The sequence below is a fragment of the Kitasatospora purpeofusca genome, assembly GCF_042691725.1.
In the GTDB taxonomy this organism is placed as follows: Bacteria; Actinomycetota; Actinomycetes; order Streptomycetales; family Streptomycetaceae; genus Kitasatospora; species Kitasatospora purpeofusca_B.
In genome coordinates, this window is the sequence record NZ_CP170483.1 from 5063464 (window position 1) to 5086642 (window position 23179).

Here is a 23179-nt window from a genome sequence, read left to right on the forward strand (position 1 = left end):
CCCGGCACCCGGGAAGGACGCTCCATGAACCAGCCCGAGCTGGAGGCCCTGGCCGCCGACGCCTACGTCTACGGCTATCCGCTCGTCGCCGGCCTCACCACGGTCGACCGCTTCGTGCACGGCGGCCTGGGCGTCCTGCCGCCCACCCCGTTCAACCGCTTCGCCCACGCCACCCGGCTGGCGGGCCCGGAGGACGACTTCGCCTCCGTCAACAACGACGTCCTGTACTCGGTCGCCCACCTCGACCTCTCCGAGGGCCCGCAACTGCTGCACGTGCCCGACGCCGCCGGCGCCTACCACGTGCTGCAGTTCGTCGACGCGTGGACCGACAACTTCGCCTACCTCGGCAGCCGCGCCACCGGCAGCGCGGCCCGGACCCGGCTGATCGTCCCGCCCGGATGGCACGGCACCCCGGCCGATCCCGAGCGGGTGATCGCCTCGCCGACCACCGTCGCCACCGTCGTCGCCCGCTTCGCCTGCACAGGGCCGGACGACGTCCCGCGGGTCCGCGCCCTCCAGGAAGGGCTCGTCCTCGAACCGCTGGAACCGGGTGGGGTCGCCGCCGGACTCCCCGCTCCGGACCCGGACGTGCCCGAGCGGCTCGCCTTCTTCGAACGGCTCCGGGTCTGGATGGCCGCCTACCCGCCCGCCGAGCCCGACCGCGCCTACCAGCAGCGGTTCGCGCCGCTCGGCCTGCTCGACCCCGGCCCCTCCCCGTACCGGGCCGCCGCCCCCGACTGGACGCTCGCCCTGGCGACCGGACTCGCCGCCGGGCGCGAACGCGTCGAGGACGCCACCCGGCCGCCCGAGAACCATCCGCCCGGCGAGTGGCGCGCCGCCGTTCACCTGTTCGACCACAACACCGCCTTCCTCGGCCCCGGCACGCTCGACGACCCCGAGTGGCGGATCCCCGACCGCCGCGCCGCCTACCTCAGCCGGGCCGCCGCCGTCCGCGCCGGCCTCTGGGGCTGCCACGCCTACGAGGCCCTGCACGCCGCCACCACCGACGACGCCGACGGCCGCCCCCTCGACGGCACCCGGCCCTACACCCTCCGCTTCCCCCCGGACGGGCTGCCGCCCGCCGAGGAGTTCTGGTCCCTCACCGTGTACGGCCTCCCGGACCACCGCCTGGTCGCCAACCCGGCCGCCCGCCACTCGATCGGCAGCCGCACCCCCGGCCTGCGCCCCGACCCGGACGGCGGCCTCACCCTCCACCTGCGCCACGAAGCCCCCACCGACCCGTCCGGGGCGGCGAACTGGCTCCCCACTCCGGCCGGCCCGTTCCGCCCGGTGATGCGCCTCTACCGCCCGGGCCCCGCCGCCCTGGACGGCACCTACCGCCTCCCGCCCCTGCGCCGGGCGTAGGGCGTAGGGCGTGTCCGACCATTCCCGCCGGGCGGGCGACGCCAGGGCGCGCACGCCCCCGGCCCGGCCGGAGGTCGGGGGAGCCGCCCGCCGATCCGACGCGAATGGTCAAACACGCTCAGGGCGTCGTCACGGCTCCCCGGCTCCGCCGGGTCCCGTGCGACGGCCCGGTTGCCGGGTGGGGCCGGTCGCGGTGGGCGGCGGTCACGGCCGCCTGCCGCCGGGAGGGTGGCGCGAGGTGGTGCCGGGACGCCCGATGTGCCGGTTTTGTCCGGCCCGGCCCCGGGGAGGCGTCCTGGGGGACCGGTGTCCCCGGGCGGGGCGCGGACCCAGCCGTCGCCCGCGCACCGCCCGGGCCCGCCCGAGCAGGAAGGAAGCGTGCATGGGCGACGCCGTCGGCCGGATGCTGGTCTCGGCCGCGGGCATCGCGATCAGCCCGATGGCACTGATCGCGACCGTCCTGCTGCTCGCCACACCCAGGGGCCGGGCCAACGGGACGGCGTTCGCCGCCGGCTGGACGGCCGCGCTGACGGCGGTGGCCGCCGTCGTGGTGCCGCTCGGCTCGTGGCTCGCGGCGGGCACGGTGGCCCCGGACTGGTCGTGGTGGTTCGAACTGGCCGTGGGCGGCCTGCTCCTGTTGCTCGGCGCGCGCCAGTGGTGGGACCGCCCGCGCGAGGGCCGGGTGCACGGCCCGCCGGCCTGGATGCGCACCGTCGACCGCTCCACCCCCGTCCGGTCGGCCGCACTCGGGGCGGCCCTGCTGGCGGCCGACCCGAAGAACCTGCTGCTGGCCCTCGCCGCCGCGGTGGCGATCGGCACCGGTGGCGCCCCGGTGTCCGGCCGGGCGGGCGCCGGCGCGCTGCTGGTGCTGATCGGCTCGCTCGGCACCCTGCTGCCCCTGGCCGTCCACCTCCGCGGCGGCGACCGCGCGCCCCGCCGCCTGGACGAGTGGCGGGCCTGGGCGGCCACCCACAACACCGCGGTCCTGCTGACCCTCCTGGTCGTCCTCGGTACCGCCCACCTCGGCTCCGCCCTCTCGGGCCTGACCACCTGACGCCGGGCCCCGCTCAGTGCGGTGCGGGGCTCGCGGGAGCGGTGGCGGACGGGGACAGGGTCGGGGTCGGGGACGCCGGACCCGTCGGTTCGGCGCCCGGTGTCGGGCCGGTGGTCGGCGTCGCGCTCGGAGTGCTCGGGCTGCTCGGGGCGGCCGTGGGCGTCGGCGTGGCGGACGGGGTCGGGCCGTTCCCGGTGGGGGTGGCGCTCGAGGCCGGGGTGGCGCCGCCCCGGTGCTGCGGGCCGCCCTCCAGGGTGACCACGGCCTGGGAGGGCGGCAGCGCGATCCGGGCGGTCCAGTGGGTCGCGGGGGCGAGGTCCTCGTCGACGCCGACGATCACCGTGATCCGCTGCCCGGGGGCGAGCGTGCCGGCGTCGCGGCTGAGCCGCAGCCAGGACACGTCCACCACGGCGTGCCAGTGGATCTCGGTGCCGCCGGCGTTGGTGAGGGTGAGCACCGTCCGGCTGCCGTACTCGCCCGCCTCGACGGTCAGCGGACCGGACGCCGCCGCCCCGGCCGGCGCGCCGGCCGGGGCGGGCGCGGGCACGGGCACGGCCGTGGGCGTGGGGGCCGCGACCAGTGGTCCCTGGACCCCCGGCAGCAACGTTTCTGCGGAGAGCGGCCCCGCCGCCGCCAGCTCCATCCCGGCCGCCGCCGGACCGGATCCGCGGTGGGCCCCGCCGACCGCCCCGATCACGGACCCGACCGCGCCGCCGGCCCCCACGGACCCGTCCCGGTCCGCCGGAGCACCGGCCGGTCCGCCCGTCGGACGGCCGGTCGAACCGCCCCTCGACCGGTCCCCCTCGACCCGGACCGAGGAGACCGCCGCCGTGCCCGGCCCGCCGCCGCCCCGGTGCCCGGCCCACAGGGCGACGACCGGCGCGGCCAGGACGGCGGCCAGCACCCCGGTGGTCACCACCCGCCGCCGCACCGTCGGCCCCCGGCCACCGTCCGGCGCGCGGCGCCGGGGGAACCCGTCCTGATCGAAGCGGAGCCCGGGCCCGGTCGCCGGCCGCGGCACTCCGGCCCGCCGTCCCGCGCGCTCCCGCACCGCCGAGGGCAGGAACACGACGGCTCCGCCCGGGTTCCCGGCGCCCGCGCCCGGCGCGGCGAGCACCGGCAGCCCGGACGGCTCCGCCGTCCCGTCCTGCGGCACCTCGTCCGCGACCCGCTCCGCCGTGCCCCGGCAGGTCGGGCACTCCACCACGTGCCGCACCAGCTCCCGGCGGAGCGCGGGGCCGAGCACCCGGTCCCGCCGGCTCTGCGCCCCCGCCCCGCCGAGCCGTTCCAACTCGGGGCAGCTGCCGGCGCCGAGCACCAGCAGGGCGGCCCTGGTCCGGCCGACCTCGGCCCGTGCGGAGGCGAGCAGCACCCGGACGCTCTCGAACGGCTGCCCCAGGACGGCGGCCACCTCGATCGGGGTGAGCCGGTGCCGGACGGACAGCTCCAGCGCCTCGCGCTGCTCGGGGTCGGTGCCGGCCGCCTCGGGCCAGGCCAGCGAGGCCAGTTCGCGCCGTCGCCGGAGCGCCTCCGCCCCGTCGCCGCCCGCCCCGTCGTTCCGGTCCGCCCCGTCCGCCAGCCGCCGCAGGCAGCAGTACCGCGCCAGCGAGTACAGCCAGGCCCGGACCAGCCCGGGCTCGGCGAGCCGCCCGCCGTGCCGGACCGCCAGCGCGCGCACCTCCCGCAGGGCGGCCGCCGCGGCCTCGTGCTCGCACAGCACCGAGAGGCAGTAGGTGAAGAGGCCGTCCGCCTGCCGCTCGTACGCCGCGAGCACGGCGTCGCGCGGCCCTTCCGTACTCGTCGTCACCCGTCCGACGGTAGAGAGCGCACCCGCCCCGTCCGAGGTATTCCGCCCGGTTGTACTTCTTTCGGGTAACAACATCGCCCATGCGTGGACCAGGCCGACGGTCACCGCGCCGGGCGGCCGGCCCCCCGCTGTCGTACCCAGGCGCTACGGTGACCGCATGGCTGCCCGTACCAAGACCACCGCCAAGCCGCGCCCGGCCTACCGCTGCACCGAGTGCGGCAACCAGCTGCCCAAGTGGGTCGGCCGCTGCCCGGAGTGCAACGCCTGGGGCACGGTCGAGGAGTACGGCGCGGTGCCGATCCGCACCACTGCCGCCGGCCCGGTCAGCGCCCCCGCCCGCCCGATCGCCCAGGTCGACGGCCAGGTGGCGACGGCGCGGTCCACCGGCGTGCCCGAGCTGGACCGGGTGCTCGGCGGCGGCCTGGTGCCGGGCGCGGTGGTGCTGCTGGCGGGCGAGCCCGGCGTCGGCAAGTCCACCCTGCTGCTGGACGTCGCCGCCAAGGCGGCCTCCGCGCAGCACCGCACCCTCTACGTCACCGGCGAGGAGTCGGCCGGCCAGGTCCGGCTGCGCGCCGACCGGATCAACGCGCTCTCCGAGCACCTCTACCTGGCCGCCGAGTCCGACCTCGGCGCCGTCCTCGGCCACGTCGAGGCGGTCGGCCCGGGCCTGCTCATCCTGGACTCGGTGCAGACCATCGCCTCCGCCGAGCTGGACGGCGCGCCGGGCGGCCCGGCCCAGGTCCGCGAGGTGGCGGGCGCGCTGATCCGGGCCTCCAAGGAGCGCGGCATGGCCACCCTGCTGGTCGGCCACGTCACCAAGGACGGCCAGATCGCCGGCCCCCGCCTGCTGGAGCACCTGGTGGACGTGGTGCTGAGCTTCGAGGGCGACCGGCACGCGCGGCTGCGGATCATCCGCGGGGTCAAGAACCGGTACGGCGCGACCGACGAGGTCGGCTGCTTCGAGCTGCACGACGAGGGCATCGAGGGCCTGGCCGACCCGTCCGGCCTCTTCCTGACCAGGCGTGACAAGCCCGTGCCGGGCACCTGCCTGACCGTGACCCTGGAGGGCAAGCGGCCGCTGGTGGCCGAGGTGCAGGCACTGATGGTGGATTCGCAGATCCCCTCCCCGCGCCGGACGACCTCCGGCCTGGAGTCGCCCCGGATCGCGATGATCCTGGCCGTGGTCGAGCGTCACGGCGGGGTGAAGCTGGGCAAACAGGACATCTACACCGCCACCGTCGGCGGGGTGAAGCTCTCCGAGCCCTCGGCGGACCTCGCGGTGGCGCTCGCGGTGGCCAGCTCCTCCTCCGACACCCCGCTGCCCAGCAACCTGGTCGCGATCGGCGAGGTCGGCCTGGCCGGCGAGGTGCGGCGGGTGACGGGTGTGCAGCGGCGGCTGGCCGAGGCGCACCGGCTGGGCTTCACCCACGCGCTCGTCCCGCCGGACCCGGGCAAGGTCCCGCCGGGCATGAAGGTGGTCGAGGTGGCGGACATCGGGGAGGCGCTGCGGGCGATCCCGGGCCGCCGCCGGGCCGCCGCCAAGCCCAGGAGTGAGGCACCGTCGGCCCCGCCGGCGCCCCGCGCGCACCGGCCGGCGGCCCACCCGGAGGAACTCATGACGGGGTGGGAGCCGCTCGACTCCGACGAACTGCGCTGACCCAAGCCCTGTCGTTGCCGCACGCAGTTAGACTTTCCCCTGTCTCATTGGTGATAAGGCAGTACTAAGCGACAGAGCAACAGACCGTAGGCCGGCGCCCCGCGCGAGGGCACGCGGTACGGGGTCGACCGGAGGAGTCACGTGGCAGCCAGCGACCGGGCGGACAAGTCCTCCCGCGAGGAGGCCCTGCTGCGGGCCTCCCTCACCGCCATCGCCCCCGGCACCGCGCTGCGCGACGGCCTGGAGCGGGTGCTGCGGGCCAACACCGGCGGCCTGATCGTGCTCGGCTTCGACAAGACCGTCGAGTCGCTCTGTACCGGCGGTTTCGTGCTGGACGTCGAGTTCACCGCGACCCGGCTGCGCGAGCTGTGCAAGCTCGACGGCGCGGTGGTGCTGGACAAGGACATCACCAAGATCGTCCGGGCCGGCGTCCACCTGATGCCGGACTCCACCATCCCGACCGACGAGACCGGCACCCGCCACCGCACCGCCGAGCGGGTCAACCGGCAGACCGGCTTCCCGGTGGTCGCGGTCTCGCACTCGATGCGGCTGATCGCCATGTACGTCAACGGCACCCGCCGGGTGCTGGAGGACTCCACCACCGTGCTGTCCCGCGCCAACCAGGCGCTGGCCACCCTGGAGCGCTACAAGCTGCGCCTGGACGAGGTGGCCGGCACGCTCTCCGCCCTGGAGATCGAGGACCTGGTGACGGTCCGGGACGTCACCGCCGTCGCGCAGCGGCTGGAGATGGTCCGGCTGATCGCCACCGAGATCGCCGGCTACGTGCTGGAGCTCGGCATCGACGGCCGGCTGCTCTCGCTCCAGCTGGACGAGCTGATCGCGGGCGTGGAGCCGGAGCGCGAACTGGTCGCCCGGGACTACTTCCCGGAGCGCGCCGCCAAGAAGGGCCGGACCGTCACCGAGGTGCTGGCCGACCTGGAGGCGCTGACCCACGCCGAGCTGCTCGACCTGCAGACGGTGGCCAAGGCGCTCGGCTACTCGGGCTCGCCGGAGTCGCTGGACTCGGCCGTCTCGCCGCGCGGCTACCGGCTGCTGGCCAAGATCCCGCGCCTGCCCAACACGGTGATAGAGCGCCTGGTGGAGCACTTCGGGGGCCTGCAGAAGCTGCTGGCCGCGAGCATCGACGATCTGCAGACGGTCGAGGGCGTCGGCGAGACCCGGGCCCGTTCGGTCCGCGAGGGGCTCTCCCGACTTGCCGAATCGTCCATCCTGGAGCGCTACGTCTGATTCGGGCCCACCCCGCCCGGACGCCGAGGCCCCGCGGACGCCGAAGCCCGGACCGCCTGAGCGGTCCGGGCTTCCTGCTGCGGTGGCGGCCGGTGCGCGCCGGTGAGGTCCGCTCAGTTCTCCAGGCGGATCGAGGCGCGGGCCGAGGCCTGGCCGCCGGAGAGGCCGGTCAGGTCGGCGACCACCAGGTAGGTGCCGGCCGGCGCGGGCGCCGGGTCGGCGGTGGCGCACTGCGGCTTGCTGCGGACCCGGTCCCAGCTGAAGGTCTCGGTCAGCCCGCCGCTGGCGGGGAGCTGGACCCAGCTGCTGTTCCGGTCGGCCGGGCAGTCGCCGGAGGACCAGATCCGCTCGCCGTTGCTGGCGGTGACGGTGATCGCCGAGGCGGTCCGGCCCAGGTCCAGCCGGCAGGTGGTGCCGGAGGAGTTGTTGATGGTCAGTGCCAGCTTGGGCTTGTCCTTGGGCTGGTAGGCGTTCTGGGCGCCGGTCAGATTCAGCGTCACCTGCGAGGAGGCGCAGACCGGCAGGGCCATGATCTCGGGAGTGTTCACCGGGGGCGGGCCACCGGTGCCGCCACCGCCGGTACCGCCCGCGCCGCCGCCCGCACTCCCGCCCGCGCCGCCGCTCCCGCCGGCCGCACCGCCGCCCGCCGCCGCCCCGCCGGTCGCGGGTGCCGGGTTGGCGCCGCCGGTCGTGCCGCCGGTGCTGAGGCTGACGTCACCGCCGCCGGAGCCGCCCACCGCGCCGCCGGAGCCACCACTGCCGCTGCCGGGGCGGGAGTTGTTGGCCGGCCCGGTCGGCGAGGCGCCCGGCGTGATCGCCTGGGCGGGCGTCTGGCTCTGCGACTGGGTCGGTACGGCCTGCGCGGCCTTGTCCTTGCCGTCGCCACCCCCGCCCTGATCGGTCATCAGCCAGATGACGAGGGCGGCGACCGCGACGGCGGCGACAAGCACGACGATGCGCCGACGCCAGTAGATCGAGGCCGGCAGCGGTCCTACGGGTTGACGCAGAGAGGGCACGCCCAAACTCTACGAGACAGTGTGTGCCCCTTGACGCACCAACACCGCACACTCACCCCTTCCTTCACATGATCCGCCATTTGCGCCGTTCGAGGGAGGCTGAATGGGGTGTTTTGCCCGTTGAACCGGAGCACCATGATCCGCTTCGGCTGCCGACCCGGACATGGGAGGATCGAAGGGCCATGGCTGCCAACACCGTCACCCCCGCCCTCCCCGCCCCCGCGACCCCGGACGGGGCCCCGAAGCCCGTCGAGGCCCTGAAGCTCGCGCTGCCGCTGCCCGTGCTGCACGCGACCGTCCTCGACTGGTACGAGGCCAACGCCCGCGATCTCCCCTGGCGCACCCCGGACGCCTCGCCCTGGGCCGTGATGGTCAGCGAGTTCATGCTCCAGCAGACCCCGGTCAAGCGGGTCCTGCCCGCCTGGGAGGCCTGGATGGAGCGCTGGCCGACCCCGGCCGACCTGGCCGCCGAGTCGCCCGGCGAGGCCGTCCGGATGTGGGGCCGGCTGGGCTACCCGCGCCGGGCGCTGCGTCTGCACGGCGCCGCCGTGGCGATCACCGAGGAGCACGACGGCGAGGTCCCGGACGACCACGCGACGCTGCTCTCGCTGCCCGGCGTCGGCGAGTACACCGCGGCCGCGGTGGCCTCCTTCGCCTTCCGCCGGCGGCACGTCGTGCTGGACACCAACGTCCGCCGGGTGTTCGCCCGCGCGGTGACCGGCGTGGAGTACCCGGCGCAGGCCACCACGGCGGCCGAGCGGCGCACCGCGACCGCGCTGCTGCCCGACGCCGCCGGGACGGCCGCCACCTGGGCGGTGGCCGTGATGGAGCTGGGCGCGCTGGTCTGCACGGCCCGCGGCCCGGAGTGCGGGGACTGCCCGCTGTTCACCTCCTGCGCCTGGCAGCGGGCCGGCCGGCCGCCGTACGAGGGCCCGGCCCGGCGCGGCCAGACCTACGAGGGCACCGACCGCCAGGTGCGCGGCAAGCTGCTCGCGGTGCTCCGCGAGGCGCACGGCGAGGTGCCGCAGGCCCGGCTCGACGAGGTCTGGTCGGACGCCGTGCAGCGGGCCCGCGCGCTGGACGGACTGGTCGCCGACGGGCTGGTCGAACCGGTCGAGCAGGGCGTCTACCGACTGCCCCGGTAGCCCCGGAGCGCCCCGGGCATCCGCGCGGACATCGACGCGGACAGACGCGAGGGCCCCCGTCCGCCGGTGCGGCGAACGGGGGCCCAGGTGCGTTCCGGCGTCAGATCGCGACGGCCTCGACGGTGTCGGCCGCGGGGCCCTTCTTGCCCTCGCCGCCCTCGCCGCCCTCGGCCGGCGGGGCGCCGGCCCCGCGCAGCGGCACCTCGCGCACGAAGACCGCGGCGGCGACCGCGATCACCGCGACGGCGGCGCCCCACAGGAAGACGGTGTGCATGCCGTTGGCCACCGCGTGGTGGTAGGCGTCCTGGACCGGCGCCGGCAGTGCCTTGAGCGCGGCCGGGCTCAGCTGCGCCGGGTCCCCGCCCTGCGAGCCGCCCGCCCCGCCGGCCGAACCGAGCCGCTCGTTCATGGTCTCGGTGACCCGGTTGTTGAACAGCGCGCCGAACAGCGCCACACCGAACGAGCCGCCGATGGTGCGGAACAGGGTGGCGGTGGAGCTGGCCACGCCCATGTCCTTGAGCTCGACGCTGTTCTGCGCGACCAGCATGGTGATCTGCATCAGGAAGCCCATGCCGGCGCCGAGCACCACCATCCAGCAGGCGGAGGCGAAGCCCGAGGTGCCGGTGCCGAGGGTGGAGAGCAGCAGCATGCCGGCGGTCATCACGACGGTGCCGATGATCGGGTAGATCCGGTACTTGCCGGTCTTGGTCACCGCCTGGCCGACCACCAGCGAGATCACCAGCATGCCGAACATCATCGGCATCAGCAGCAGGCCGGAGTTGGTCGCCGAGGCGCCCTGCACGGTCTGCTGGTAGAGCGGCAGGAAGACGGTCGAGCCGAACATCACGAAGCCGACCACGAAGCCGATGATCGAGACCAGGGTGAAGTTGAGGTTCCGGAACAGCGACAGCGGCAGCATCGGCTCCTTGACCCGCTGCTCGACGTAGCAGAAGCCGATCAGGGTGGCCGCGGCCAGCGCGGTCAGGCCGAGGATCTGCTTCGAGCCCCAGGCGTACTCCTGCCCGCCCCAGGTGGTGATCAGGGTGAGCGAGGTGATGCCGGTGGTGAGCAGCACCGCGCCCAGGTAGTCGATCCGGGCCTTGTTGCGGACCTTCGGCAGCTTCAGCGTGACGACCACGACGGCGAGCGCGACGGCGCCCAGCGGCAGGTTGATGTAGAAGGTCCAGCGCCAGTTCAGGTGGTCGGTGATGAAGCCGCCGACCAGCGGACCGCCGATGGTGGCGAGGGCCATCACCGCGGCGAACATGCCCTGGTACTTGCCGCGGTCACGCGGCGGGACGAGCGCGCCCATGATCGACATCACGCCGACCATCAGACCGCCGGCGCCCAGGCCCTGGAGGGCGCGGAAGCCGATCAGCTCGTTCATGTCCTGGGAGAGGCCGGAGAGCGCCGAGCCCGCCAGGAAGATCACGATCGAGGTGAGGAAGATGCCCTTGCGGCCGTAGAGGTCGCCGAGCTTGCCCCAGATCGGGGTGGAGGCGGCGGTGGCCAGGGTGTACGAGGTGACCACCCACGACAGGTGCTCGGCGCCGCCGAGCTCGCCGACGATGGTCGGCATCGCGGTGCCGACGATCAGACCGTCGAGCATCGCGAGCAGCATGGTGACCACCAGGCCGATCATGACCAGGCGGATCTCGCGGGCCGAGCGGGGCTGCTCCTCCTCGGCCGGTTGCTTCTCGGGGGTGGTGTCGGCCTTGGGGTGTGACATGGGTGCGCGTCTCCCGGACAGGATGCCGGGCGACCGGTGCGGCCTGGGACGGCCTCCTTACTTGTCGCCCGGCTAGTTTGTGGACCGTCGGCACGGTAGGTTGTCCACTAGCCGGTCGTCAAGCCAGTTTTTCGACAGGCTCCCTGGGCAGGAAGAATGAGCGCAGGAGCGGTCGCCGCGGAGGTGCCCGCAGCTGCGCCGCGACGGCCGTCGGCCGCAGCGCAGACCGGACCACGACGCAGTCAGAGGCAGGCGATGGGCACGACGCACGGCCCCCGTAGCGACACCCGGGCGCGCATCGTCGCGATCGCCCTGGAGCTCTTCTCGGAGCACGGCTACGAGCGCACCTCGCTGCGGGAGATCGCGGACCACCTCGGCGTCACCAAGGCCGCGCTCTACTACCACTTCAAGACCAAGGAGGACATCGTCCAGGGCATCGTGACGGCCACCGCCGCCCCGATCGACGAGCTGATCGCCTGGGGGCGCGAGCAGACCTGGACGCCCGAGGTGCGGGACGAGCTGATCCGCCGGTTCGCGGCCGGGATGTCCGAGCGGGCGCCGCTGCTCCGCTTCTTCCAGGAGAACCAGCCCGCGCTGCGCGACCTGCCGGCCGGCCGGGAGTTCCGGGCGAGCATGATCGCGCTGGTCCGGCTGGTGCACGGCCCGGAGGCGAGCTTCGAGGACCGGCTGCGTGCGGCGATGTCCCTGTTCACCATCAACTCGGCGCTCTTCCTGCTGCACCAGGACAAGGGGACCGAGCTCGGCCGCGAGGTCGGCGAGGTGCCGGTCGCGGAGGCCACCCGGGAGGAGGCCGTCGAGGCCGCCCAGCACGTGGCGCTGGAGATCTGCCGGCTGATCGGCAGGCCCGCGCCGACGGACTGAGCGGCCGCGGCAGGCTCCGGACGGGGGATCAGAAGTCGGTGACCCCGCGCGCGGACAGGTAGGCGATCGGGTTGATCACCGCGCCGTACTGGTTGGCGGAGCGGATCTCGAAGTGCAGGTGCGGCCCGGTCGAGTTGCCGGTGCTGCCGGAGCTGCCGATCTGCTGCCCGGCCGCGACGCGCTGGCCCGCCGACACCGAGATCGACGACATGTGGGCGTACTGGGCGTACCGGCCGTCCGCCAGCCGCAGCACGACCTCCTTGCCGTACGCGCCGTCCCAGCCGGCCGACACCACGGTGGCGTTGCCGACCGCGAGCAGCGGGGTGCCCGGGGAGACCGCGAAGTCCACGCCGGTGTGGTAGCCGGCCGCGTAGTGGGGGTTGCGCACACCGTACGGGTTGCTGGTCGGCGCGCCCGGGACGGGGGCGGACCACTCGGGGGCCGGGGCGGGCGCGGGAACGGGCGCGGGGGCCGGCTCCGGGGCGGGCGCGGGTGCGGCGGGCGCCTCCTGCGCAGCGGGCTCCGGCTGCGCCTCGGCGGCGGGGGCCGGCTCGGCGGCCTGCACGGTCAGCAGGTTGGCCGCGACCGCCACGTACTCCTGGGCCGAGGCCTGCTCGGACGGCAGCGTGTACGAACTCGGACCGGCGACCTGGACCAGCGCCGGAGCGGGCGCCGCCCCGTGCGGCGCGGTGAAGGCCGAGCTGCCGGGGGTGGTCGGGGTGATCGTCTGCGCGGAGGCGCTGCCCGTGGCGGCGACCAGCAGCGCGCCGGTCAGCACGGCCGCACCGGCCGCGGCGGCCGTGGTGGAGTGGTTGCGGCCGGTCTGCCGGAGGAAGGAGTCGGCGAGCCGGCACAGGGCCGGCCCCAGAGGCGGGACAGAAGGCATCGGAGCTCGACCTCACGAACGTACGGGGGCAGCACGCTGAGCCCGTTCGGGCGTGCTGAGCGGGGGACCACTCAGGTGTAACCGTCACCGAGCGGAGTCCCAAACCGTGTGACGTACTACGGCGTGTAGTCACATCGGGCCGGGAATTCAAACCGACGGAGTAACGATCATGCGGTCCGATCGTCCGTTCATGGCGCGACGGCCGGGGAGCACCGCCCGGCCGTGCTACTACCCCCGCTCGTACCGGGCCCGCGGGTTGTGAGCAGCGCCACCCGCACGGTGGGTTTCAGCCGCCCGGACACCAAGAAATCCGGCCCGCCCCCGCGGGTGCGGGAGCGGGCCGGATCGGCTCAGCGGTGCCTGGTCAGGAACCCGGCGTCAGAGCGCGGTCGATCAGTTGTCGACCGGGCGGACGCGGATCCAGGTCTCCAGGTAGTTCGAGGACTCGTTCTCGACCTCGATGCTGGTGCCCGTCTTCGGGACGATGACGGAGCTGTACGGGTTGTCCTTCGACCAGTAGGACTTCAGGTCGGAGAACTCGTCGACGCCCTTGGACTTCGGGACGACCGTCTCGACGCCGGCCCGGTGCAGGGTCAGGCTGTCGGTCTTGCGCGAGCCGAAGGTGGAGTCGTAGCCGTTGATGCGCGGGCGCATCAGCGTGCCGTCCTTCCACCTCAGCGGGGTCGGGTGCGAGTCGACCGGCAGGACCAGGCCCTGGCCCGGGTGGTTGGTGACGTTGTTGTCACTCTGCGACTCGTCCCAGTACCAGACCAGCAGACCGGCCTGGTAGGGGTAGTGCTCGACCCAGAGCGGCTTGTCGGCGAAGCCGAAGTTGTACGGGCCGACCTTCAGGGTGCGGTCGTACGAGACGTACTGGCGGTTCTCCGCGATGTAGTACTGGTTGTAGTCGTTGGTGAACGACCCGGTGGTGCGGGAGAAGCCCTTGGCGGTCCAGCCGTTGTCGCCGTTCTCGGCACCGTCGGTGAAGACGGTGGCGCCGTCGGCGGTCACGGCGAGCTCGTCCAGGGCCAGGCCCTTGAGGTGCAGGCCGCCGTCGGTGACGTAGCGGAAGCGGACCTTGACGGCCTTGCCGGCGTAGGCGTCCAGCGGGAAGACGAGGTCGCCCCACTTGTCGCCCGAGTTGCCGGTCAGCGAGGCGTTGCCCGAGGGGTCCTTCGGCAGCGCGACGCCGTTGTAGGTGCCGTTCAGGGCGCTCCAGTTGGTGCCGCCGTCGGTGGAGACCTCGGCGTAGCCGTAGTCGAAGTCCTGCTCGATCTCGTACCAGGCCTTGGCCGACAGGGCGGCCGAGGTCTTGCCGGTCAGGTCGACGTCACGGGTCAGCGAGACGTTCAGGTCGTCCGCGCTGCCGCTCCACCACTCGTTGGCGCCCGCGTAGGGCTTGTTGACGGTGGTGGTGACGGCCTTCTTCGGCAGGTCGACGACCAGCGCCTGCGGGAGCTTGCTGTTGTACTCCGCCGGGCCGATGTGGTGGGTCGACTCGGTGCCGGCCTTGGCCTTGGTGTAGTTCAGCCAGCCGAGCTGGAGCTTGCTCCAGGCGTCGAGGTCGTTCGGCATGTCGCCGATCGAGTTCTTGCCCTCGCCCAGCCAGGAGCCGGACGACATCAGCGACCAGAAGCCGACCGAGTTGTCGATGCCGCTGCCGGAGGTGTCGTAGAGGTCCGGCAGACCGAGGTCGTGGCCGTACTCGTGGGCGAAGACACCGAGGCCGCCGTTCTCGGGCTGCATGGTGTAGTCGCCGACCCAGACACCGGTGCCGCCGACCGGGGTGCCGCCCAGCTTGTTGCCGGCCGGACCGGTGCTGCCGGCGCCGGTGCCGTAGACGTACGAGCGGTGGGCCCACAGGGCGTCGGTGCCCTGCTTGCCGCCGCCCGCCGACTGGTCCTCACCGGCGTGCACGATCTGGAAGTGGTCGATGTAACCGTCCGGCTCGTTGAAGTTGCCGTTGTGGTTGTAGTCGTACCGGTCCCACTGGTCGTACTGCGCGATGGCGGCCTTGATCTGCTCGTCCGTCTGGCCCTTGGCCTTCTGGTCGGCGACCCAGGTCTCGATCGCGTCGCGGATCAGGTCCTGCGCGTTGGCGCAGACGTGCTGGCCGCAGTAGTCCGAGCCGTAGCGGGCCTCGTTCCACTTGACCTTCACCCAGTCGGTGACCTGACCGTCCACCGAGTAGCGGCCCGAGGACTGCTTCTCGTAGTAGGTCTTGAGCGAGTCACCGCTCTTGTTGAAGTACAGGTCCTGGTAGTGCTGCTGGTTGTAGTCAGCCTGCCAGAGGGTGGAGTTGTTGGTGGCCGCGTCCGGCTTCTCGATCTGGTTGCGCTGCGGACCGGGCGTGCCGCCGTACTTGATCCGGCCGTCCGGCGTCTTCGTGGTGTTGTCCACGTCGTCGCCGAACTCCACCAGGATGGTGAAGATCTTGTCCGTGCGCTCACGGGCGAGCTCGACGTACTTGTCCTTGCCCAGCTTGATGCTGGAGCTGCCGCCGTGCTGCTCGACCTTGGCGGTGCCGGCGAGCAGCTGCTGGGTGGCGGCCTTCTGCTCGGCCTCGACCTTCTCGGTCAGCGGGCCCGGCAGGTTGTGTTCGGTGCTGGTCTGGACGGCATCGGCCGGGTCCGTCGGCACGGGGGCGGAGCCGGCGGCGACGGCCGTGCTCGGGAGCAGCCCCGCGCCGAGTGCGGCTATGACCGCCGCGGCCGAGGCGACCGAAGCGGCTTTCCTGGTCATCTTCAACGTTGTGACGTCCTCCCCAAACCGGTCCGGCTCTTGGCCTTCCGGTAAACCAATGAAAGACAGGTGGACGTCATTTGATCCAAGCGTCGTCGGAAAAGATAGACCTTGACCGTGACATGGCCACGGCGCTATGCTCCGCGACTTCGTATCAGCTGACGCACCGTCAACAACATTGACATTAAAGATGACCGTAGCTTTGGTCGCACCCGCACCGACCCCCCATTCGGCCGCCGGCCTGCCCCTTCGTGCGCCGGATCACGGCTTCGGCACCGGGACGGAAAACGGCTCGGGCCCCCGGCGCGAACGCCGGGGGCCCAAACCGTTTGCTGTTATCTGTTAAATGTTGCTACTTCGTCAGGTCGGGACCCGGCGAGGCGACGGCGGCCGGGGTGTCCGCGACCGCGGACTTCTCCTCGCCGCGGAAGGTGAACTTCGCTTCCTTGCCCTCGCCCTCGACACCGACGACCACGATGTGGCCGGCCCGCAGCTCGCCGAAGAGGATCTTCTCGGAGAGGTGGTCCTCGATCTCGCGCTGGATGGTCCGGCGCAGCGGCCGGGCGCCCAGGATCGGGTCGTAGCCGCGCTTGGCCAGCAGCTTCTTGGCCTCGACGCTGAGCTCCAGGCCCATGTCCTTGTCCTTGAGCCGCTCGTCCACCTTGTCGATCATGAGGTCGACGATCTGGATGATGTCGTCCTCGGACAGCTGGTGGAAGACCACGATGTCGTCGACGCGGTTCAGGAACTCGGGGCGGAAGTGCTGCTTGAGCTCCTCGCCGACCTTCGCCTTCATCCGGTCGTAGCCGGTCTGGCTGTCGCCCTGGGCCGCGAAGCCCAGGTTGAAGCCCTTGGAGATGTCCCGGGTGCCGAGGTTGGTCGTCATGATGATGACGGTGTTCTTGAAGTCGACCACGCGGCCCTGGGAGTCGGTCAGGCGACCGTCCTCCAGGATCTGCAGCAGCGAGTTGAAGATGTCCGGGTGGGCCTTCTCCACCTCGTCGAAGAGGACGACGGAGAACGGCTTGCGGCGCACCTTCTCGGTGAGCTGGCCGCCCTCCTCGTAGCCCACGTAGCCGGGGGGCGAGCCGAAGAGCCGGGAGACGGTGTGCTTCTCCGAGAACTCCGACATGTCGAGGGCGATCAGCGCGTCCTCGTCGCCGAAGAGGAACTCGGCGAGCGTCTTGGACAGCTCGGTCTTACCGACGCCGGACGGGCCGGCGAAGATGAACGAGCCGCCGGGGCGCTTGGGGTCCTTGAGGCCCGCACGGGTGCGCCGGATGGCCTGGGAGAGCGCCTTGATGGCGTCCTTCTGGCCGATGACGCGCTTGTGCAGCTCGTCCTCCATGCGCAGCAGCCGGGAGGTCTCCTCCTCGGTCAGCTTGAAGACCGGGATGCCGGTGGCGGTGGCCAGGACCTCGGCGATGAGCTCCTCGTCCACCTCCGCGACGACGTCCATGTCGCCGGCCTTCCACTCCTTCTCGCGCTTGGCCTTGGCCTGCAGGAGCTGCTTCTCGTCGTCGCGCAGGGACGCGGCCTTCTCGAAGTCCTGCGCGTCGATCGCGCTCTCCTTCTCGCGGCGCACGTCGGCGATCTTCTCGTCGAACTCGCGGAGGTCCGGCGGCGCGGTCATCCGGCGGATGCGCATCCGGGAGCCGGCCTCGTCGATGAGGTCGATCGCCTTGTCCGGCAGGAAGCGGTCCGAGATGTACCGGTCGGCCAGGGTGGCGGCGGCGACCAGGGCGGCGTCCGTGATGGAGACCCGGTGGTGGGCCTCGTAGCGGTCGCGCAGGCCCTTGAGGATCTCGATGGTGTGCGGCAGCGACGGCTCGGCGACCTGGATCGGCTGGAAGCGGCGCTCCAGCGCGGCGTCCTTCTCCAGGTGCTTGCGGTACTCGTCGAGCGTGGTGGCACCGATGGTCTGCAGCTCGCCGCGGGCCAGCATCGGCTTGAGGATCGAGGCGGCGTCGATGGCGCCCTCGGCGGCGCCCGCGCCGACCAGGGTGTGCAGCTCGTCGATGAACAGGATGATGTCGCCGCGGGTGCGGATCTCCTTGAGGACCTTCTTCAGGCGCTCCTCGAAGTCACCGCGGTAGCGGGAGCCGGCCACCAGGGCGCCCAGGTCCAGCGTGTAGAGCTGCTTGTCCTTGAGCGTCTCCGGGACCTCGCCCTTGACGATCGCCTGGGCCAGGCCCTCGACGACGGCGGTCTTGCCGACGCCGGGCTCACCGATCAGCACCGGGTTGTTCTTGGTGCGGCGGGACAGCACCTGCATGACCCGCTCGATCTCCTTCTCGCGCCCGATGACCGGGTCGAGCTTGGCCTCGCGGGCGGCCTGGGTGAGGTTGCGGCCGAACTGGTCCAGGACCAGCGAGGTCGACGGGGTGCCCTCGGCGGGCCCGCCGGCCGTGGCCGACTCCTTGCCGCCGGGGGTCTGGTAGCCGGAGAGCAGCTGGATGACCTGCTGGCGGACCCGGTTGAGGTCGGCGCCCAGCTTCACCAGGACCTGGGCGGCGACGCCCTCGCCCTCGCGGATCAGGCCGAGCAGGATGTGCTCGGTGCCGATGTAGTTGTGGCCGAGCTGCAGGGCCTCCCGGAGCGACAGCTCCAGGACCTTCTTCGCCCGGGGGGTGAAGGGAATGTGACCGGACGGGGCCTGCTGGCCCTGGCCGATGATCTCCTCGACCTGCTGGCGAACGGCCTCAAGAGAAATCCCGAGGCTCTCCAGGGCCTTAGCGGCGACACCCTCACCCTCGTGGATCAGACCCAGGAGGATGTGCTCGGTGCCGATGTAGTTGTGGTTGAGCATCCGGGCTTCTTCCTGAGCCAGGACGACAACCCGCCGCGCGCGGTCGGTGAACCTCTCGAACATCGTTTATCGCTCCTCAGAGCGGTCGGGCAGTTCGGGGTCCGTCCCCGCCCTGTCCTTCCGCATGCTAGTCCCGCTCAGCGGCGCGGCCCACGGATTCACTCCCTCGAAGGGGAGCGAGATGCTGCGCGACCAGCCGACACCAATCCCAACCCGATGCTGGGAGACGGTGTTCCCGCCCGCGGGCCGGATGCACCGGATACCGCTACGCCATCGGCGAACAACCTCCGCCGGGGCGCTGCCAGTGGGTGCCCGACCGGTCACGCGTCCTGCCCCGGGCGGAGTCCCGGACCCCGTCCCTCTGCATTCATACCCGGTATCGGGGCGGTTCTCGCGCAGTTTCCGCGGTGACGGTGTTCGCCTGGCGAGAAGTCGGGCCGCCGCTGACGCCGGGTCAGCCGCGGCCGGACGACCGGTGCGCCGTCCCGGTGGCGTCCGCGTTGCCGCTTCGCCCTTACAGCGTTGCACAGGCCGTGACGGTGTGCGCCGCGGGGCGCGGAGGGCTCCCCTCCGCGCCCCACGTGTGTGCCGAGGACGCCTCACGCGTCGCCCGGGACCCCGCACCCGTCCGGGCGGCCTGGCGTCGCCCGGTTCAGGACGCGTTGGCCTTCTCGTAGGCCTCGCGCACGTTGCTGGGGACGCGGCCGCGGTCGTTGACCTCCAGGCCCTGCTCCTTGGCCCACGCGCGGATCTTGGCGGTGTCCGGGATGCTGCCGGACGGGCGCGGGGCGGAGCCGCGGCCCGCGCGGCGGGCGCCGGCGAGGCGGCCGCTCTGCTTGCGCCCCTTCTCCACGTACGGAGCCAGCAGACCGCGGAGCTTGTCCGCGTTGGCGCTCTTCAGATCGATCTCGTAGGCAACGCCGTCGAGCGCGAACGTGACCGTTTCGTCCGCCGACCCGCCGTCGAGATCGTCTTCAAGAATGACCTGCACCCTCTGTGCCACGGGCTTCCCTTTCCGCTAAACGACCCATTGCCTAAGGAAAGGAAAGCGCCTTTCTCCGGAAAACACAAACCCCTGGCCGTCCCGGGGGCGGCTCACAGGTGCAGCAGCATGCGTGAGTTGCCCAGTGTGTTGGGCTTCACCCGCTCCAGGTCGAGGAACTCGGCGACACCTTCATCGTACGAGCGGAGAAGTTCTTCATAGACATCCGTAGCGATCGCCGCCGGGTCTGTCGTACCATCATCGGTTTCCTGGAGCTCTCCGATCTCCACGAAACCGTGTTTCGCGAAGAAGACGACCTCGAACGTCAAGCAGAAAATCCGACGGACGCCGAGCCAGCGGGCGGTCTGCAGCAGCTTCTCCAGCAGCAGGTGCCCGACGCCGTGGCCCCGGCAGGAGCGGTCGACGGCGAGGGTGCGGACCTCGGCGAGGTCCTCCCACATCACGTGCAGCGCGCCGCAGGCGACCACGGTGCCGTCGTCGTCGCGTTCCGCGACCCAGAACTCCTGCACCGATTCGAACAGTGTGACGGTGGGCTTGTCGAGCAGAATGCCGTCGCGCGAGTAGGCATCGATGAGCCCGCGCACTGCCCGCACGTCCGTGGTCCGCGCCCGGCGGATGGTGACCTCCATGGCGGGACGCTATCGTGCCGGGCCCGATCGGGTCTCCCCGGTATCCGGTCCGCTCCCGGGTTCGCTCTCCGGTTCGCGCTCGGACCCGCTCTCCGGGGAATCCGGGGCGGCCGGATCGGACGGGGACAGAGCGGCCACCCGCAAGGCGTCCCGCAGTGCCTCCCGTTGCTCCGGCGACATCAGACCGAAGAAGTGCACCAGGGCCGCGGCGGGATTGTCGCTGGTGGCCCATGCGTCGTTCATCAGGGCCGCCGTGTACGCCTCACGTGAGGAGACCGGTTCATATCGATAGGCCCGCCCCGCGCGCTCCCGGCGGAGCCAGCCCTTTCTGTGCAGCTTGTCCAGGACGGTCATCACCGTGGTGTACGCGATTTCGCGTTCCGACCGCAGATCCAGGAGAACCTCGCGAACCGTGACCGGTCGGTTCCACTGCCACACCCGGGTCATGATGGCGTTCTCAAGTTCGCCGAGTTGCCGGACCATAGTCCGGCCAGGATAGGGAGTGAATGGGGCAAATCTTGTGAAGTGCCGCCAAACCGGCGCGCCGCCACCCCCGGGAATCCGGGAATGGCGGCGCGGCGTGCTCGCGGGCGGCTGACGGGGTCAGTCGACCAGATCCTCCTTGGTCTTCTGGGCCCCGCCCTGGCTGCGGATGATGGCCCGCACCAGGAATCCGAAGCCGATCGCCATGACCAGCGGCGGGACGATCGCGCTGACGTAGTCCATCAGGTCACTCCTCCTCGGTCTTCTCCGCCGCACCGGCGGACGCCTTGGGCTCCGGCTTCACCAGCGGGAAGAGCACCGTCTCCCGGATGTTCTTGCCGGTGAGCAGCATGATCAGGCGGTCCACCCCGAGACCGAGGCCGCCGGTGGGCGGCATCGCGTACTCCAGGGCCCGCAGGAAGTCCTCGTCGACCTGCATCGCCTCGACGTCGCCGCCGGCCGCGAGCAGGGACTGCGCGGTGAGGCGGGCGCGCTGCTCGACCGGGTCGACCAGCTCGGAGTAGGCGGTGCCGATCTCGGTGCCGAAGATCACCAGGTCCCACTTCTCGGCCACGCCCGGGATCGAGCGGTGCGCGCGGGTCAGCGGGGAGACCTCGGTCGGGTAGTCCTTGAGGAAGGTCGGCCGGACGGCGTTCTCCTCCAGCAGGCGCTCGACCATCTCCAGCACGATCTGGCCGTGGCCCCAGTCCTTCTCGAAGGGGATGCCGTGCTCGGCGGCCAGCTTGCGCAGCTCCTCGACGCCGGTCTCCGGGGTGACCTCGGCGCCCAGGCGGGCGGAGATGCCCGGGTAGACGCTGATCTCCTCCCAGGGCTCGGCCAGGTCGATCTCGTGCTCCACACCGTGCGGGTCCAGGCCCTTGATCACCGTGGTGCCCAGGGCGTCCCGGGCGGCGTTGACGATGGTGGCCCGGATCAGCTCGGCCTGGGTGTCGTAGTCGCCGTAGGCCTCGTAGGACTCCAGCGAGGTGAACTCGGGGTTGTGGGTGGAGTCCGCGCCCTCGTTGCGGAAGTTGCGGTTGATCTCGAAGACCTTCTCCGCGCCGCCGACCACCAGCCGCTTGAGGTACAGCTCGGGGGCGATCCGCATGTAGAGGTCGATGTCGTACGCGTTGATGTGCGTCTTGAACGGCCGCGCGTTGGCGCCGCCGTGCACCGGCTGCAGCATCGGGGTCTCGACCTCGATGTAGCCGCGCTCCTCGTAGGTGCGGCGGATCGAGCGGACCACCGTGGAGCGCAGGTGGAGGATCTCGCGCGCCTCGGGGTTGACGATCAGGTCGACGTAGCGCTGGCGGACCCGGGCCTCCGGGTCGGTCAGGCCCTTGTGCTTGTCCGGCAGCGGGCGCAGGCACTTGGCGGTGAGCTCCCAGCGGTCCACCATCACCGACAGCTCGCCGCGCCGGGAGGTGATCACCTCGCCCTCGACGCCGACCTGGTCGCCGAGGTCGATGTCGGACTTCCAGGCCGCCAGCCGCTCCTCGCCCAGCTTGTCCAGGGAGAACATCACCTGGAGGTCGCCGGACCCGTCGCGCAGGGTGGCGAAGCAGAGCTTGCCGCCGGTGCGGGAGAGGATCACCCGGCCGGTGATGCCGACCCGCTCACCGGTCGCGGTGTCCGGGGCGAGGTCCGGGTGCTTGGCCCGGAGGTCGGCGATGGTGCTGGTCCGGGGGAAGCCGACCGGGTAGGGGTCGACGCCGGCGGCCCGGAGCCGGTCCAGCTTCTCGCGCCGGACGCGCATCTGCTCGGGAAGGTCGTCGGTCGCGGGGATAGGGCTCTGATCGCTCACCCCACCAGAGTAGCCAGCCCGGAGCGGTGCTCCGCCACGGGATTACCGTGCCGCGCGGTGCGGCGGGGGCGCCGGAAACGCGACCGGGGAGGCCGGGCCGGACGGATCCGGCGCGGCCTCCCCGGGAGGCGGTGGCGGGGCGGGCTCAGCCGGTGCCGGTGGCCAGTTCCACGTCCTCGGGCTCGGCCGGCGCGGCCGGGCGGGCCGGCGGCTTGGGACGGCGGCCGAACAGCTCCGCGGGGGTGGGCATCCGGTGCGGCCGGGCGGGCCGGCGGTCCTGGGGCGCGCTGGGGTCGGCGGACTGCTCGACGGGGGGCTCGGTGCTGCTCATCGGGATCCGTCCTCCAACAGGGGTGCCAACAGGGGAGAGGCCGACAGGGGACAGGGAAGTGCTCGGGGGTGCGGCGGGGCTCGGTACGGCGACGAGGTGGCGCTGGCCGGTGCTGAGGGCGAGCCGCTCCCGGACGGCGGCCTCGGCCAGCGCGTGGCAGCGCCCGGCCAGCCGGGAGCGGCGGGAGCGCTCGCCGTGCCCGCAGGGCTGGCGGCTCAGCCCGCGCAGCGCGGTGAGGTCCTCCGGCCCGGGCAGGTAGCCGTCGGCCACCGCCTCCTCCAGCCGTTCCAGGTAGCCGGTGACGCTGCCGGGCAGGGCGGCCCGGTACCGGGCGAGGTCGGCGAGGAGGAAGGCGCGCAGTCGCCCGCCCTCCTGGACGGCCTCGTCGATCGCCTCGGTCAGGCGCAGCGCGTCCTGGACGTCCTCGGCCCACAGCGCGGCGCCCGCGTCGGCGTGCGCGGGCCGGCCGGGGAACTGGAGGTGGACGGGGACGGCGGGGTGCAGGGCTTGGGCGAGGGCGCGGCGCAGCACGCGGACTTCGTCGGCGCTGAAGGCCATGCCGCCGCGCGATCCGTGTGGCGTAGGCATG

Annotated in this window: 18 protein-coding genes; 6 read left to right on the forward strand and 12 right to left on the reverse strand. The window is 72.6% G+C overall.

The window, feature by feature from the left end:
* The first annotated feature begins 24 nt into the window (after positions 1-24).
* Positions 25-1365: a DUF1254 domain-containing protein gene (locus ACFCLZ_RS21595; protein WP_380278371.1), complete on the forward strand. Its 1341-nt coding sequence runs from the start codon at positions 25-27 to the stop codon at positions 1363-1365.
* Between the two features lie 382 nt (positions 1366-1747).
* The gene (locus ACFCLZ_RS21600; protein WP_380278372.1) at positions 1748-2419 is read left to right on the forward strand and encodes a GAP family protein; all 672 of its coding nucleotides are present in this window, start codon (positions 1748-1750) and stop codon (positions 2417-2419) included.
* A 13-nt stretch (positions 2420-2432) separates the two neighbouring features.
* Here ACFCLZ_RS21600 and ACFCLZ_RS21605 read toward each other — a convergent pair whose 3' ends face one another.
* Entirely contained in the window at positions 2433-4226 is a 1794-nt protein-coding gene (locus ACFCLZ_RS21605; protein WP_380278374.1) for a sigma-70 family RNA polymerase sigma factor, read from the reverse strand.
* A 157-nt stretch (positions 4227-4383) separates the two neighbouring features.
* On the opposite strand from ACFCLZ_RS21605, the gene radA reads away from it, so the two are divergent.
* Together radA and disA are read left to right on the forward strand one after the other, a co-directional pair.
* Positions 4384-5883 (forward strand): DNA repair protein RadA, encoded by a 1500-nt coding sequence (gene radA / locus ACFCLZ_RS21610; RefSeq protein WP_380278376.1) that lies wholly within the window; start codon positions 4384-4386, stop codon positions 5881-5883.
* Positions 5884-6072: 189 nt separating this feature from the next.
* Positions 6073-7131, forward strand: coding sequence for a DNA integrity scanning diadenylate cyclase DisA (gene disA, locus ACFCLZ_RS21615; RefSeq protein WP_344345239.1), 1059 nt, complete (start codon positions 6073-6075; stop codon positions 7129-7131).
* Between the two features lie 113 nt (positions 7132-7244).
* Here disA and ACFCLZ_RS21620 read toward each other — a convergent pair whose 3' ends face one another.
* Positions 7245-8147, reverse strand: a complete 903-nt coding sequence (locus tag ACFCLZ_RS21620) for a hypothetical protein (protein WP_380278378.1) — start codon at positions 8145-8147, stop codon at positions 7245-7247.
* Positions 8148-8329: 182 nt separating this feature from the next.
* Here ACFCLZ_RS21620 and ACFCLZ_RS21625 point away from each other — a divergent pair, with 182 nt between their 5' ends.
* The gene (locus ACFCLZ_RS21625) at positions 8330-9292 is read left to right on the forward strand and encodes an A/G-specific adenine glycosylase (protein ID WP_380278380.1); all 963 of its coding nucleotides are present in this window, start codon (positions 8330-8332) and stop codon (positions 9290-9292) included.
* A 100-nt stretch (positions 9293-9392) separates the two neighbouring features.
* Here ACFCLZ_RS21625 and ACFCLZ_RS21630 read toward each other — a convergent pair whose 3' ends face one another.
* The gene (locus tag ACFCLZ_RS21630; RefSeq protein WP_380278382.1) at positions 9393-11021 is read right to left on the reverse strand and encodes an MDR family MFS transporter; all 1629 of its coding nucleotides are present in this window, start codon (positions 11019-11021) and stop codon (positions 9393-9395) included.
* A 255-nt stretch (positions 11022-11276) separates the two neighbouring features.
* Between ACFCLZ_RS21630 and ACFCLZ_RS21635 the strand changes: the two genes are divergently transcribed.
* Positions 11277-11903, forward strand: coding sequence for a TetR/AcrR family transcriptional regulator (locus ACFCLZ_RS21635; protein WP_380278384.1), 627 nt, complete (start codon positions 11277-11279; stop codon positions 11901-11903).
* Between the two features lie 28 nt (positions 11904-11931).
* Here ACFCLZ_RS21635 and ACFCLZ_RS21640 read toward each other — a convergent pair whose 3' ends face one another.
* The 9 genes from ACFCLZ_RS21640 to ACFCLZ_RS21680 all read right to left on the reverse strand — a co-directional run bounded on the left by ACFCLZ_RS21640 (position 11932) and on the right by ACFCLZ_RS21680 (position 23178).
* Positions 11932-12789, reverse strand: coding sequence for a M23 family metallopeptidase (locus tag ACFCLZ_RS21640; RefSeq protein ID WP_380278385.1), 858 nt, complete (start codon positions 12787-12789; stop codon positions 11932-11934).
* A gap of 393 nt (positions 12790-13182) precedes the next feature.
* A complete protein-coding gene (locus ACFCLZ_RS21645; RefSeq protein WP_380278387.1) occupies positions 13183-15531 on the reverse strand; it encodes an immune inhibitor A domain-containing protein in 2349 nt (782 codons plus the stop codon).
* 352 nt (positions 15532-15883) lie between these two features.
* On the reverse strand, positions 15884-18403 hold the full coding sequence (locus tag ACFCLZ_RS21650; protein WP_380278389.1) for an ATP-dependent Clp protease ATP-binding subunit: 2520 nt from the start codon (positions 18401-18403) through the stop codon (positions 15884-15886).
* Positions 18404-18992: 589 nt separating this feature from the next.
* Entirely contained in the window at positions 18993-19343 is a 351-nt protein-coding gene (locus ACFCLZ_RS21655) for an Lsr2 family protein (RefSeq protein ID WP_380278390.1), read from the reverse strand.
* Positions 19344-19435: 92 nt separating this feature from the next.
* Entirely contained in the window at positions 19436-19972 is a 537-nt protein-coding gene (locus ACFCLZ_RS21660) for an amino-acid N-acetyltransferase (RefSeq protein WP_380278392.1), read from the reverse strand.
* Positions 19973-19981: 9 nt separating this feature from the next.
* Positions 19982-20455, reverse strand: a complete 474-nt coding sequence (locus ACFCLZ_RS21665) for a BlaI/MecI/CopY family transcriptional regulator (protein ID WP_380278394.1) — start codon at positions 20453-20455, stop codon at positions 19982-19984.
* Positions 20456-20575: 120 nt separating this feature from the next.
* A complete protein-coding gene (locus ACFCLZ_RS21670) occupies positions 20576-20698 on the reverse strand; it encodes a hypothetical protein (protein ID WP_355357848.1) in 123 nt (40 codons plus the stop codon).
* Positions 20699-20702: 4 nt separating this feature from the next.
* Positions 20703-22259 (reverse strand): bifunctional lysylphosphatidylglycerol synthetase/lysine--tRNA ligase LysX, encoded by a 1557-nt coding sequence (gene lysX / locus ACFCLZ_RS21675; RefSeq protein ID WP_380278397.1) that lies wholly within the window; start codon positions 22257-22259, stop codon positions 20703-20705.
* Positions 22260-22404: 145 nt separating this feature from the next.
* Complete coding sequence (locus ACFCLZ_RS21680) at positions 22405-23178, reverse strand: hypothetical protein (RefSeq protein WP_380278399.1); 774 nt, start codon at positions 23176-23178, stop codon at positions 22405-22407.
* Position 23179 lies beyond the last annotated feature (1 nt).

Bases quoted from the DNA above. Each gene is read 5' to 3' on its own strand.
- ACFCLZ_RS21595 (WP_380278371.1), top strand. From the start codon at position 25: ATGAACCAGCCCGAGCTGGAGGCCCTGGCCGCCGACGCCTACGTCTAC.
- ACFCLZ_RS21600 (WP_380278372.1), top strand. From the start codon at position 1,748: ATGGGCGACGCCGTCGGCCGGATGCTGGTCTCGGCCGCGGGCATCGCG.
- radA (WP_380278376.1), top strand. From the start codon at position 4,384: ATGGCTGCCCGTACCAAGACCACCGCCAAGCCGCGCCCGGCCTACCGC.
- ACFCLZ_RS21625 (WP_380278380.1), top strand. From the start codon at position 8,330: ATGGCTGCCAACACCGTCACCCCCGCCCTCCCCGCCCCCGCGACCCCG.
- ACFCLZ_RS21630 (WP_380278382.1), bottom strand. From the start codon at position 11,021: ATGTCACACCCCAAGGCCGACACCACCCCCGAGAAGCAACCGGCCGAG.
- ACFCLZ_RS21635 (WP_380278384.1), top strand. From the start codon at position 11,277: ATGGGCACGACGCACGGCCCCCGTAGCGACACCCGGGCGCGCATCGTC.
- ACFCLZ_RS21640 (WP_380278385.1), bottom strand. From the start codon at position 12,789: ATGCCTTCTGTCCCGCCTCTGGGGCCGGCCCTGTGCCGGCTCGCCGAC.
- ACFCLZ_RS21645 (WP_380278387.1), bottom strand. From the start codon at position 15,531: ATGACCAGGAAAGCCGCTTCGGTCGCCTCGGCCGCGGCGGTCATAGCC.
- ACFCLZ_RS21650 (WP_380278389.1), bottom strand. From the start codon at position 18,403: ATGTTCGAGAGGTTCACCGACCGCGCGCGGCGGGTTGTCGTCCTGGCT.
- ACFCLZ_RS21660 (WP_380278392.1), bottom strand. From the start codon at position 19,972: ATGGAGGTCACCATCCGCCGGGCGCGGACCACGGACGTGCGGGCAGTG.
- ACFCLZ_RS21665 (WP_380278394.1), bottom strand. From the start codon at position 20,455: ATGGTCCGGCAACTCGGCGAACTTGAGAACGCCATCATGACCCGGGTG.
- ACFCLZ_RS21670 (WP_355357848.1), bottom strand. From the start codon at position 20,698: ATGGACTACGTCAGCGCGATCGTCCCGCCGCTGGTCATGGCGATCGGC.
- ACFCLZ_RS21680 (WP_380278399.1), bottom strand. From the start codon at position 23,178: ATGCCTACGCCACACGGATCGCGCGGCGGCATGGCCTTCAGCGCCGAC.